Raw genomic sequence first — 11,331 nt, 5'->3', positions numbered from 1 at the left:
GCGGGTAGTCAATACCCCGGGTATCGGATACCTGAGGTCCACCGACATCGACGAAATGGCGCAATCTGCTCGCACTTTCCCGCCCGTGTGCGCAAATGGGCGGTCGGCTAGCCTTCGTGGGTGCGCACCATCCATGTCATCGGTATCGGCGCGGGTGACCCCGACTACGTGACAACACAGGCGATCTCGGCGCTCAACGACACCGACGTCTTCTTCGCGATGGACAAGGGCGAGACCAAGGACGATCTGGTCGCGTTGCGCCGGTTGATCTGCGAGCGGTTCATCACCGAACCCAACTACCGGTTCGTCGAACTGCCCGATCCCACACGGGGCACCGAGGGTGAATACCGCGACAACGTCGAGCAGTGGCATGCCGCCCGGGCCCGCCTGTGGGCGAGTGCCATCGAAACCGAACTCGGCCCCGACGGTGTCGGAGCCTTTCTGGCCTGGGGCGATCCCTCGCTGTACGACAGCACACTGCGCATCCTGGAGCGGGTGGCCGAACACGTCGCGTTCGACTTCGACGTCATCCCGGGCATCACCGCCATCCAGGCACTCACCGCGCGACATCGCATCGCGCTCAACGGAATCGGCGCACCGGTGCTGATCACCACGGGGCGCCGACTGCGCGACCACGGGCTGAGCGAGGACGCCGTGGTCATGCTCGACGGCGACTGCTCGTTCTTGACCTGCCCGCCGGACACCCGAATCTGGTGGGGGGCTTACCTGGGCACCCCGGACGAGTTGCTGGAGGCCGGCACCGTGGGCGAGGTAGGGGAGCGGATCGCGGCACGGCGCGCGGAGGCCCGGGCGCGGCACGGCTGGATCATGGACATCTACCTACTGCGAGGAGCCCGTCGATGACCTCTTTCCTGCTGCGCGCCGGACTGACCGGGCTGGCCCTGTGGGTGGTGACCCTGTTCGTGTCGGGCATGCGCTTCGTCGGCGGCGATACGACGCTGCAGCGGGTCGGCATCGTCTTCGTGGTCGCCGTCATCTTCGGTCTCGTCAACGCGGTCATCAAGCCGATCGTGCAGATCATCTCCATCCCGCTCTACATCGTGACGCTCGGCCTGTTCCACGTCGTGGTCAACGCGTTGATGCTGTGGATCACGTCGTGGATCACCGAGCACACCACGCACTGGGGCCTGTTCATCGACGATTTCTGGTGGACTGCGATCTGGGCGGCCATCGTGCTGTCCATCGTCAGCTGGCTGCTGTCGCTGCTCATTCGCACCTGACCGGCTGATACTTGTTGCGCCGCAGCCATGTTCGACCGGTCCGTGGCCTGACCGGCGTCGATCATCGCCAGGTCCGCCCTGGGAATGCCACACTGGACCCATGCCCGAACTGCCCGAGGTCGAGGCGCTTGCCGATCACCTGCGCCGGCACGCCACCGGACGAACCATCACCCGCGTGGACGTGGCGGCCCTGTCGGTGCTCAAGACCTTCGACCCGCCCGTCACCGCGTTGCACGGCCAGACCGTCACCGGTGCGGCGCGCTGGGGCAAATATCTCGGCCTGCAGGCCGGCGAGCTGTACCTGATCACCCATCTGTCCCGGGCCGGCTGGCTGCGCTGGTCCGACAAACTGGCCTCGGCACCGTTGAAGCCGGGCAAGGGGCCGATCGCCCTGCGCGTACATTTGGGAGCCGCCCCGGCGGCGACATCGCAGGGGGTCGGCACGGGCTTCGACCTCACCGAGGCCGGCACCCAGAAACGTCTCGCGGTCTGGGTGGTCACCGACCCGATGGCCGTCCCGCAGATCGCCGCGCTCGGACCCGACGCGCTGTCGCTCGGACCGGCCGAACTCGCCGAGGTGCTGGCCGGGCAGAGTGGTCGCATCAAGACCGTCATCACCGACCAGAAGGTGATCGCCGGCATCGGTAACGCCTACAGCGACGAAATCCTGCATGTGGCAAAGCTTTCCCCGTTCGCCACCGCGGGCAAGCTGACGGCCGACCAACTCGGTGCGCTGCACGACGCGATGGTGACGGTGCTGACCGATGCCGTCACCCGGTCCGTGGGCCAGGGTGCGGCCACGCTGAAAGGTGAGAAGCGGTCCGGGTTGCGGGTGCACGCCCGCACCGGGCTGCCGTGCCCGGTGTGCGGGGACACCGTGGCCGAGGTGTCCTTCGCCGACAAGTCGTTCCAGTACTGCCCGACCTGCCAGACCGGCGGCAAGAAGCTGGCCGACCGCCGGATGTCCCGGCTGCTGAAGTAGCGCGAGCGGGCCGCGGGCGAGTTATCTAACTGGGTTATTCTGCTGCGATGACCCGCCAGAAGATCCTCATCACCGGTGCCAGTTCCGGGCTAGGCGCCGGTATGGCGCGCGCCTTCGCTGCCAAGGGCCGGGACCTGGCCCTGTGTGCCCGCCGCACCGACCGCCTCGACGAACTCAAGGCCGAGATCGCCGACAAGCACCCCTACGTCAAGGTGGCGATCGCCGCCCTCGACGTCAACGACCACGAGGCCATTCCGCGGGTGTTCGGCGCGCTGTCCGACGAGCTGGGCGGTATCGACCGCGTCATCGTCAACGCCGGCATCGGCAAGGGCTGGCCGCTGGGCGAGGGCAAGCCGTGGGCCAACAAGGCCACCATCGAGACCAACCTGATCGCCGGCATGGCGCAGATCGAGACGGCGCTGGAGATGTTCAAGAAGTCCGGTGGCGGGCACCTGGTGCTCATCTCGTCGGTGCTCGGGAACACCGGCGTGCCCGGCGGTAAGGCCGCCTACTGCGCCAGCAAGGCCGGGATGACGTCACTGGGTGAGTCGCTGCGCGCCGAGTACGACAAAGGCCCCATCCGGGTCACCGTCGTCGAGCCCGGCTATATCGAGTCGGAGATGACGGCCAAAGCCGGGAGCACCCTGCTCATGGTCGACAACGAGACCGGCGTGCGCGCCATGGTCGACGCCATCGAGAAGGAGAAGGGCCGCGCGGTGGTCCCGCGTTGGCCGTGGGCGCCGCTGACGCAGATCATGCGGTTGCTGCCGCCGAAGTACACCAAGCGATTCGCCTGATTTTCCCAAAAGTCACGTTTAGGCGGTCGTGACCACCGGGTAGTCGACACCACATGATGGTGAAACTGATGAAGATGACGCCCCTTTTGTTCACAGGTGCGGCCGCTGCCGGAGCCATCGCGCTTGCCCCGGCGGCATCCGCCGAACCGATGCCGCCGGCACCGCCGGCCCCCGGCTGCTACAACCCTGACGGCACCCCGTGTACGCCGTCGGCGGGCCCGCAGGGCGCGGGCGCCGAGATCCCGGGTGGCCCGGGCGCGCAGGCCGGCGCCGACGGTCATGTCTCCGCGGGTGTGCCCGGTGGCCCGTGGGCCGAGGCCGGCCCCGGCGGAGGTGTCGCGTGTGTGCCCGGTGGTCCGTGCCGGACCATCGACCTGCCCGGCTGACCGATGTGTGATGTCGGCGCGCTTACCCGCGCTCACCGCGGGTAGGCGCGCCGAATCATCAGGCGATGCGCCCTCTTTCGACGCGGTAGCGGCGCACCAAGGCATCGGTGGAGGTGTCGGTCTGTGGCGCCGGTGACCCGTCGCTGGTGAGCACCGGCAGCAGGGCCTTGGCTTGTGTCTTGCCCAGTTCCACGCCCCACTGGTCGAACGAGTCGATACCCCAGATGACCCCCTCGGTGAAAACCTGGTGCTCGTAGAGCGCGATCAGCTGTCCGACCACCGACGGGGTCAGCTTGGTTGCCAGGATCGAGGTGGTGGGCCGGTTGCCCGGCATCACCTTGTGCGGTACCACGGCGGCGGCCGTGCCTTCGGCCGCAATCTCCTCGGCTGTCTTCCCGAACGCCAACACCTGGGTCTGGGCGAAGAAATTGCTCATCAACAGGTCGTGCATGCTGCCGGTGCCGTCGGCGGTGGGCAGATCGTCGGTGGGCTGACTGAAGCCGATGAAGTCCGCCGGAATCAGCCGGGTGCCCTGGTGCAGCAACTGGTAGAAGGCGTGCTGACCGTTGGTTCCCGGTTCCCCCCAATAGATTTCACCGGTGCTGGTGGTCACCGGTGAGCCGTCGGCCCGCACCGATTTGCCGTTGGACTCCATGGTGAGTTGCTGTAAATAGGCGGCGAACCGCGACAGGTCGTTGGAATACGGCAGCACCGCCCGCGACTGGGCGCCGAAGAAGTTGTTGTACCAGAGCCCGATCAGGCCGAGCAGGACCGGGGCGTTCTCGGTCAGCGGCGTGGTGCGGAAATGTTCGTCGATCAGGTGGAAACCCGCGAGGAACTCCGCGAAGCGCTCCTTGCCGATGACGGCCATCACACTCAGCCCGATCGCCGAATCCACCGAATACCGGCCGCCGACCCAGTCCCAGAAACCGAACATGTTGGCGGTGTCGATGCCGAACTCGTCGACCAGGCGTTTGTTGGTGGACACCGCCACGAAATGCTTGGATACCGCGGCGTCGCCGAGGGCATCGGTCAGCCAGCGTCGCGCCGCAGTGGCATTGGTCAGCGTCTCCAGGGTGGAGAAGGTCTTCGACGCGACGATGAAAAGCGTTGCGGCAGGGTCGAGTCCGTCCAACTTGGCCACCAAGTCGGCAGGGTCGACGTTGGACACGAAGCGCGCCGAGATGCCGGCGTCGGCGTAGTGGCGCAGCGCGTCGTACACCATCACCGGGCCCAGGTCCGAGCCACCGATACCGATGTTCACCACCGTGGTGATGCGCTCTCCGGTGGCGCCGGTCCACTCACCGGAGCGCAGCCGATCGGTGAACGCGCCCATCGCGTCGAGCACCTCGTGCACATCGGCGACGACGTCCTGCCCGTCGACGGTCAGCTGCGCCCCTGGCGGCAGTCGCAGCGCCGTGTGCAGCACGGCCCGGTCCTCGGAGGTGTTGATGTGTACGCCGGAGAACATCGCGTCGCGGCGGCCCTCCAGGTCGGCGGCTTTGGCCAGATCGACCAGCAAATCCAGGGTTTCGCGGGTGACGCGGTGCTTGCTGTAGTCGATGTAGAGGTCGCCGACGGTCAGCGTCAGTTCGGTGCCGCGGGCCGGATCCTCGGCAAAGATCTCCCGAAGATTCTTCGACGCGAGCTCGTCGTGGTGACGTGCGAGCGAATGCCATGCGGCCGTTGCGGTGATGTCAGCACTCATTCTTCAGACCTTAGTGCGGCGTGCGTGTCGAGGGTGTACATGATGGATGTATGCACACCGAACACTTGGCAGAGCTCATCGCATCCGTGCCCACCGGACTGTGGATCGGCGGTGAGGAGCGCGCCGGCTCGTCGACGTTCGAGGTGCACAATCCGGCGACCGACGAGGTGATCACCTCGGTGGCCGACGCGACGCCGCAAGACGGTATCGACGCACTCGACGCCGCGGCGGCCGTGCAGGCCGACTGGGCCGCCACCCCGCCGCGCGAACGCGGCGAGATCCTGCGCGCGGTGTTCGAGACCATCACCGCGCGGGCCGAGGACGTCGCCACGCTGATGACCCTGGAGATGGGCAAGGTCATCGCCGAGAGCCGCGGCGAGGTCAAATACGGCGCCGAGTTCTTCCGCTGGTTCTCCGAGGAAGCGGTGCGCATCGACGGCCGCTACACCCACAGCCCGGCAGGCACCGGCCGCATCCTGGTGACCAAGATGCCCGTCGGGCCGTGTTACGCGATCACGCCGTGGAACTTCCCGCTGGCGATGGGCACCCGCAAGATCGGCCCGGCGCTGGCCGCCGGCTGCACCATGATCGTCAAGCCCGCGCAGGAAACCCCGCTGACCATGCTGCTGCTGGCCAAGCTGATCGACGAGGCCGGGCTGCCGAAGGGCGTGCTGTCGGTGCTGCCCACCTCCGATCCCGGTGCCCTGACCACCGCGCTCATCGACGACGGCCGGCTGCGCAAGCTGACGTTCACCGGCTCCACCGGCGTCGGCAAGGCACTGGTGAAGCAGTCGTCGGACAAGCTGCTGCGGACGTCGATGGAGCTCGGCGGAAACGCGCCCTTCGTGGTGTTCGACGACGCCGACGTCGACGCCGCCGTCGAGGGCGCCCTGCTGGCCAAGATGCGCAACGGCGGCGAGGCCTGCACGGCGGCCAACCGGTTCCACGTCGCCAACGCGGTGCGCGCGGAATTCACCGAGAAGCTGGTCAAGCGAATGAGGGAGTACCAGCTGGGCAACGGCCTCGACGATGCCTCGACGCTGGGCCCGCTGATCTCGCCCAAGCAGCTGGGCATCGTCAACGACCTGGTGTCGGATGCGGTGCAGCGCGGAGCGGAGGTCGCCGTCGGTGGTGAGGCGCCCGCCGGGCCGGGCAATTTCTTCCCCGCCACGGTGCTCGACGGCGTGCCCGCCGACGCGCGGATCCTCAAGGAGGAGGTGTTCGGTCCGGTCGCGCCGATCATCGGGTTCGACACCGAGGAAGAGGGCATCGCCGCGGCGAACAACACCGAGTACGGGTTGGCGTCCTACATCTACACGCAGTCGCTGGACCGGGCCCTGCGGGTGGCCGAGGCCGTGGACGCCGGCATGGTGGGTGTGAACCGCGGGGTGATCTCCGACCCGGCAGCGCCGTTCGGCGGGGTGAAGCAGTCCGGTTTCGGCCGCGAGGGCGGCACCGAGGGGATCGAGGAGTACCTGGAGACCAAGTACATCGCCTTCACCCCCTGACTCCTTCCCGCCCAATTGATCAAACGGGCGCGAAAGTGCGAGAGGACCTCGCCAGAACGTCGAACTCGGCGGGCGGGGTCTTCCGCATAAGCGGGTCCACGCGTCTCATTCCGCCGCCAATGCGGATACGATGCCGCGGTGCCGACGATCCGGATCCGCGAGGCGGCCGAGCTGCTCGGCGTCAGTGATGACACCGTGCGGCGCTGGGTCGACGACGGCAGCCTCACCGCGAGCGCCGACGTGTCCGGCCGCAAGGTGCTCGACGGCGCCGAGCTGGCGGCCTTCGTGCGCGGTAACGCCGGCCGGGTGCCACAGGACCCGGTCGGCATCGGCAGTTCGGCACGCAACCGGTTCGCCGGCCTGGTCACCAAGGTTGTCGCCGATACGGTGATGGCTCAGGTCGAGATGCAATGCGGGCCGTTCACCGTCGTCTCGCTGATGAGCGCCGACGCCGTGCGCGAACTCCGGCTCGAGCCGGGCAGCGTCGCCGTGGCCGTCGTCAAGGCCACCACCGTCATCGTCGAAACCCCGGGAGGCAGCACATGAAACGCGTCGCCGCGCTGATGCTCGCCGCCGCCCTGCTGGCCGCCGGATGCAGCACCGACAAGCCGGCGCCCGGCCGGCACCTGGTGGTGTTCGCGGCGGCGTCGCTCAAACAGTCCTTCACCCAGATCGGCGAGCAGTTCAAGACCGACAATCCCGGCGCGACGGTGGAGTTCTCCTTCGCCGGCTCGTCGGATCTGGTGACCCAGCTGACCCAGGGCGCCAAGGCCGACGTGTTCGCCTCGGCCGATACCAAGAACATGGACAAGGCGGCGCAGGCAGGCCTGCTGGCCGGGAATCCGGTGAATTTCGCCACCAACACCCTGACCATCGCGGTTGCCCCAGGAAACCCCAAGGGCATCACCAGCTTCGGCGATCTGGCCCGGCCGGGCCTGGCCGTGGTGGTGTGCGCTCCGCAGGTGCCGTGCGGGGCGGCCACCACGAAGATCGAGGACGCCACCAAGGTGAGGCTGGCGCCGGTCAGCGAGGAATCGTCGGTGACCGATGTGCTGGGCAAGGTGTCAACCGGGCAGGCCGACGCCGGGCTGGTGTACGTCACCGACGTCGCGGGGGCGGGCGGCAAGGTCGACGGGGTCGCGTTCCCGGAAGCCTCGCGCGCCGTCAACACCTACCCGATCGCGACGCTGAAGGCTGCCTCGGACCCGGACCTGGCGCAGAGGTTCGTCGAGCTGGTCACCGGAGCGGGCGGTCAGAAGCTGTTGGGCCAGGCCGGCTTCGCGAAGCCTTAGTGGCCGAGGCGGCAGTGTTCTAGTGGCCGAGGCGGCCGGGCCTTAGTGGCCGAGCCGGCCGCGGCCCATCTGGAGCAGCAGCATCGCCAGGTCCTTGCCCTCCGGGCCGAGCTCGCTGTAGCGCTCGATGACCTTCATCTCCCGGCTGTGCACCAGGCGGGTGCCACCCGAGGCCATCCGGATCTTGCCGATGGTCTGGGACACCTCCTTGCGCCGCTTGATGGCGGCCAGGATCTCGGCGTCCAGCCGGTCGATCTCCAGGCGCAGATCGTCGATGTTGGGGGCGTCGGTGTCGATACTCATGGATGAGTCCTCACTGTTGGTGGGTTCTGGTTTCATCCGGTTGCGGGCCTCACCAAACAGACGAGCCCCGGATCCGGATGCGGACCGCGGGGCTCTGGGAAGCAGCTAGACCACGGGCACCGCGGATCGGTACCCGTAAAAAAATCGTCCCTGCAGATGGAGCACTTTTCGAGTGTGCCACCAAGGAAGCCGTCGACGCAAAAAGTGTCCCCGGGCAGCGGTAGGTTTGACAGCGATATGAGCGTCATCAGCGAAACCGATCAACTCCTCGACGGACTCAACCCACAGCAGCGGCAGGCGGTGCTGCACGAGGGGTCGCCGCTGCTCATCGTGGCCGGCGCCGGGTCGGGCAAGACGGCCGTGCTGACCCGGCGGGTGGCCTACCTGCTGGCCGCGCGCGATGTCGGCGTCGGGCAGATCCTGGCCATCACCTTCACCAACAAGGCCGCCGCCGAGATGCGGGAGCGGGTGGTCCAACTGGTCGGGCCGCGGGCCCGCAACATGTGGGTGTCGACGTTCCACTCGACGTGTGTGCGCATCCTGCGCAACCAGGCCTCGCTGCTGCCCGGGCTCAACTCCAACTTCTCCATCTACGACGCCGACGATTCCCGGCGCCTGCTGATGATGATCGCCAAGGACATGGGGCTGGACACCAAGCGGTACTCGCCGCGGGTGCTGTCCAACGGGATCTCCAATCTGAAGAACGAGCTCGTCGATCCCGAGCGGGCGGTCGCCGAGCTGACCGACTCGTCCGACGACATGTCCAAGACCGTGGTCTCGGTGTTCGGCGAATACCAACGCCGGCTGCGGGCGGCCAACGCGCTGGACTTCGACGACCTGATCGGCGAAACCGTCGGTGTGCTGCAAGCGTTTCCGCAGGTGGCCCAGTACTACCGGCGCCGGTTCCGGCACATCCTGGTCGACGAGTACCAGGACACCAACCACGCCCAGTACGTGTTGGTGCGCGAACTCGTCGGGGGCGGGCCTGAGGACACCGGTGAGGTGCCGCCGGCGGAACTGTGCGTCGTCGGTGACGCCGATCAGTCCATCTACGCGTTCCGCGGCGCCACCATCCGCAACATCGAGGACTTCGAGCGCGACTACTCGAACGCGACAACCATTCTGCTGGAACAGAATTACCGATCCACCCAGACCATCCTGAACGCCGCGAACGCCGTCATCTCCCGCAACGCGGGGCGCCGGGAGAAGCGGTTGTGGACCGACTCCGGTGACGGGGAGCTGATCGTCGGCTACGTCGCCGACAACGAGCACGACGAGGCGCGGTTCGTCGCCGGTGAGATCGATGCGCTGGCCGACCAGGATCAGATCAATTACAACGACGTCGCGGTGTTCTACCGGACCAACAACTCCTCGCGTGCGCTGGAGGAGGTGTTCATCCGCTCGGGCATCCCGTACAAGGTGGTCGGCGGCGTTCGGTTCTACGAGCGCAAGGAGATTCGCGATATCGTCGCCTACCTGCGGGTGCTGGACAACCCCGGCGACTCGGTGAGCATGCGGCGCATCCTGAACACCCCGCGCCGCGGCATCGGGGACCGCGCCGAGGCGTGCGTGGCGGTGTACGCCGAGAACACCGGGGCCAGTTTCAACGACGCCCTACAGGCCGCCGCCGAGGGCAAGGTTCCGATGCTCAACACCCGCTCGGAGAAGGCCATCGCCTCGTTCGTGGCGTTGCTCGACGAGCTGCGTGGCGGCCTCGACGGCGAGCTCGGCGACCTGGTCGAGTCGGTGCTCGACCGCACCGGCTACCGACGCGAGCTCGAAGCGTCCAACGACCCGCAGGACCTGGCGCGCCTGGACAACCTCAACGAATTGGTCAGCGTCGCACACGAATTCAGTATCGACCTGGCCAATGCGCAGGCACTTCGCGATGAGGAGGAACTCGACGAAGACGTCCCGGAGACCGGGGTGTTGGCGCAGTTCCTGGAGCGGGTCTCACTGGTCGCCGACACCGACGAGATCCCCGAGCACGGCACCGGTGTTGTCACCATGATGACCCTGCACACCGCCAAGGGACTGGAGTTCCCGGTGGTGTTCGTGACCGGCTGGGAGGACGGCATGTTCCCGCATATGCGGGCCCTCGGCGACCCGACCGAACTGTCCGAGGAGCGCCGGCTGGCCTACGTGGGCATCACCAGGGCCCGGCAGCGGCTCTACCTGAGCCGGGCCAAGGTGCGCTCGTCATGGGGACAACCGATGCTCAACCCGGAATCCCGCTTCCTGCGCGAGATCCCGGAGGAGCTGATCAACTGGCGCCGCGTCGAGACGCCGGCGTCGGTACTCAGCGCCCCGCGCAGTGTCGGCCGGTTCGCCGACAGCGCCCGCCCGGCTCCGGCTCGGTCTGCGGCGCCGCGTAACCGGACCCTGCTGGTGCTCGAGCCCGGCGACCGCGTCACCCACGACAAGTACGGGCTGGGCCGGGTGGAAGAGGTCTCCGGGATGGGCGAATCGGCCATGTCGCTCATCGATTTCGGCAGCGCGGGCCGGGTCAAGCTGATGCACAACCACGCTCCGGTGACCAAACTCTAGTCAGCTTCGCGCCCACCGGCCCGTCGCGGGCAACAGCGCCAGCACGATCGCAGCGACCGGCAGCACCGGCATGGCGTAGACGACGGGGTGCAACCGCGCCCCGGCCAGGAACAGGCAGCCGAAGATCATCAGTCCGATCGCCGCACCGATGACGATCAGCAGCCGGCCCAGCCGCCGGCGCAGCAGCAGCGCGATCAGGCCGCCGATGCCGGCCGCCGCGGAGATCGCGGTGAGGAACCCGATGGCCACACAGAACAGCCGGTCGGTGCGCCACCAGCCGGCGATCAGGTCGGTGGCGATGACGGCGGTGGCCCAGCCGGTCAGGATGCTGAACACTGCCGCGGCGATGGCCGCCGCGGCGCCGGGGTCGCGGTGCGCCGACACCAGCTGCGGTGTGGGCCGTGGGGCGTAGCCGGGGATGTAGCTCGTCTGGTCGGGCTCGGCCGGGCTGCGCACGAAGGTGGTGCGGTCGTCACCCAGCTGTGGTGCGAGTGCGGGAAAGGAGCCGGTGGGGGTCCGCCGGATGATGTTCGTGCGTGGCTCATCGGATGACTGGTCGGAACTCAC

General features: G+C 67.7%; 12 protein-coding genes. 9 read left to right on the top strand and 3 right to left on the bottom strand.

Annotation, left to right across the window (positions count from 1 at the left end):
* Nucleotides 1-120: 120 nt before the first annotated feature.
* The 5 genes from cobF to SBI67_RS01440 all read left to right on the top strand — a co-directional run bounded on the left by cobF (nt 121) and on the right by SBI67_RS01440 (nt 3,406).
* The gene (gene cobF, locus SBI67_RS01460; protein WP_318978858.1) at nt 121-864 is read left to right on the top strand and encodes a precorrin-6A synthase (deacetylating); all 744 of its coding nucleotides are present in this window, start codon (nt 121-123) and stop codon (nt 862-864) included.
* Nucleotides 861-1,241, top strand: a complete 381-nt coding sequence (locus tag SBI67_RS01455; RefSeq protein WP_318978857.1) for a phage holin family protein — start codon at nt 861-863, stop codon at nt 1,239-1,241. Before cobF ends, SBI67_RS01455 begins: the two co-directional genes overlap by 4 nt.
* A 100-nt stretch (nt 1,242-1,341) precedes the next feature.
* Nucleotides 1,342-2,223, top strand: coding sequence for an Fpg/Nei family DNA glycosylase (locus SBI67_RS01450; protein ID WP_318978856.1), 882 nt, complete (start codon nt 1,342-1,344; stop codon nt 2,221-2,223).
* Nucleotides 2,224-2,270: 47 nt separating this feature from the next.
* Nucleotides 2,271-3,020 (top strand): SDR family oxidoreductase, encoded by a 750-nt coding sequence (locus SBI67_RS01445; RefSeq protein ID WP_318978855.1) that lies wholly within the window; start codon nt 2,271-2,273, stop codon nt 3,018-3,020.
* A gap of 68 nt (nt 3,021-3,088) precedes the next feature.
* Nucleotides 3,089-3,406 carry a hypothetical protein gene (locus SBI67_RS01440; protein ID WP_318978854.1) on the top strand — a complete coding sequence of 106 codons (318 nt, stop codon included), beginning with the start codon at nt 3,089-3,091 and terminating at the stop codon, nt 3,404-3,406.
* A gap of 58 nt (nt 3,407-3,464) precedes the next feature.
* On the opposite strand, the gene pgi is transcribed toward SBI67_RS01440, so the two are convergent.
* Complete coding sequence (pgi, locus tag SBI67_RS01435) at nt 3,465-5,114, bottom strand: glucose-6-phosphate isomerase (RefSeq protein ID WP_318978853.1); 1,650 nt, start codon at nt 5,112-5,114, stop codon at nt 3,465-3,467.
* 50 nt (nt 5,115-5,164) lie between these two features.
* Here pgi and SBI67_RS01430 point away from each other — a divergent pair, with 50 nt between their 5' ends.
* From SBI67_RS01430 to modA, 3 genes are all read left to right on the top strand, one after another.
* Nucleotides 5,165-6,622 (top strand): NAD-dependent succinate-semialdehyde dehydrogenase, encoded by a 1,458-nt coding sequence (locus tag SBI67_RS01430; protein ID WP_318978852.1) that lies wholly within the window; start codon nt 5,165-5,167, stop codon nt 6,620-6,622.
* Nucleotides 6,623-6,760: 138 nt separating this feature from the next.
* Complete coding sequence (locus SBI67_RS01425; RefSeq protein WP_318978851.1) at nt 6,761-7,168, top strand: TOBE domain-containing protein; 408 nt, start codon at nt 6,761-6,763, stop codon at nt 7,166-7,168.
* Entirely contained in the window at nt 7,165-7,914 is a 750-nt protein-coding gene (gene modA / locus SBI67_RS01420; RefSeq protein ID WP_318978850.1) for a molybdate ABC transporter substrate-binding protein, read from the top strand. The genes SBI67_RS01425 and modA overlap by 4 nt, the downstream gene beginning before the upstream one ends.
* 42 nt (nt 7,915-7,956) lie before the next feature.
* Here the strand turns inward: modA and SBI67_RS01415 are convergent, their stop codons facing one another.
* The gene (locus tag SBI67_RS01415; RefSeq protein ID WP_266048575.1) at nt 7,957-8,253 is read right to left on the bottom strand and encodes a chorismate mutase; all 297 of its coding nucleotides are present in this window, start codon (nt 8,251-8,253) and stop codon (nt 7,957-7,959) included.
* A 201-nt stretch (nt 8,254-8,454) separates the two neighbouring features.
* On the opposite strand from SBI67_RS01415, the gene pcrA reads away from it, so the two are divergent.
* The gene (pcrA, locus tag SBI67_RS01410) at nt 8,455-10,764 is read left to right on the top strand and encodes a DNA helicase PcrA (RefSeq protein WP_318978849.1); all 2,310 of its coding nucleotides are present in this window, start codon (nt 8,455-8,457) and stop codon (nt 10,762-10,764) included.
* Here the strand turns inward: pcrA and SBI67_RS01405 are convergent, their stop codons facing one another.
* The gene (locus SBI67_RS01405) at nt 10,765-11,331 is read right to left on the bottom strand and encodes a hypothetical protein (protein ID WP_318978848.1); all 567 of its coding nucleotides are present in this window, start codon (nt 11,329-11,331) and stop codon (nt 10,765-10,767) included. It abuts the gene before it with no gap.

The organism is Mycolicibacterium chengduense, from assembly GCF_033741155.1.
GTDB lineage: Bacteria > Actinomycetota > Actinomycetes > Mycobacteriales > Mycobacteriaceae > Mycobacterium.
This window is presented reverse-complemented; position numbering and strand designations above follow the sequence as displayed.